The sequence below is a fragment of the Methylobacterium sp. CCH5-D2 genome (assembly GCF_001556475.1).
Taxonomy (GTDB): Bacteria; Pseudomonadota; Alphaproteobacteria; order Rhizobiales; family Beijerinckiaceae; genus Methylobacterium; species Methylobacterium hispanicum.
Genome location: NZ_LSIX01001011.1, coordinates 1 through 449, shown reverse-complemented (window position 1 = coordinate 449; position 449 = coordinate 1). Strand labels below are relative to the sequence as shown.

The window sequence follows — 449 nt, the reverse complement described above, 5'->3', positions numbered from 1 at the left end:
GCGCCCCCGCGGTGGCGACCGACATCAGCATCTCGATGGAGAAGGGCGTGCCGGCGAACGCCGCCACGGCCGCGCGGCGGCCGTAATAGGCGAGCCCGACGAGCGCGCCCGGCCAGTAGGCGTACTCGCCCGCCAGGCCCGGCGCGATCCGCTCGACGAGGAAGCCGGCGGCGAACAGGGCGCCGATGAGGATGCCCAGCAGCGCCTTCCGGCTCCGCCAGAGCGGCGGCTCGGGCTCTTCCGCGCTCTCGGCGGGCGGGGCGCCGCCCGAGGCTTGCGCCCTGGCCAGGTCCGCGGCCGTGGGGAGCGGCGCGACGCCGTAGCCCAGGCGCTCGATGCGCCCCTCCAAGTCGGTCCTCGGCGTCGCGGCCTCGTCGAGCGCGAGGTCGAGGATTTGGCTGCCGTAGTTCACGCGCACGTCCGCGACGCCCGGCAGCCGGGAGACGGCG

The 449-nt window shown here is 76.6% G+C and carries 1 pseudogene; it reads right to left on the bottom strand.

Annotated elements, in window-relative coordinates:
* A pseudogene (locus AX737_RS27490) lies at nucleotides 1–449 on the bottom strand (heavy metal translocating P-type ATPase); the annotation flags it as partial.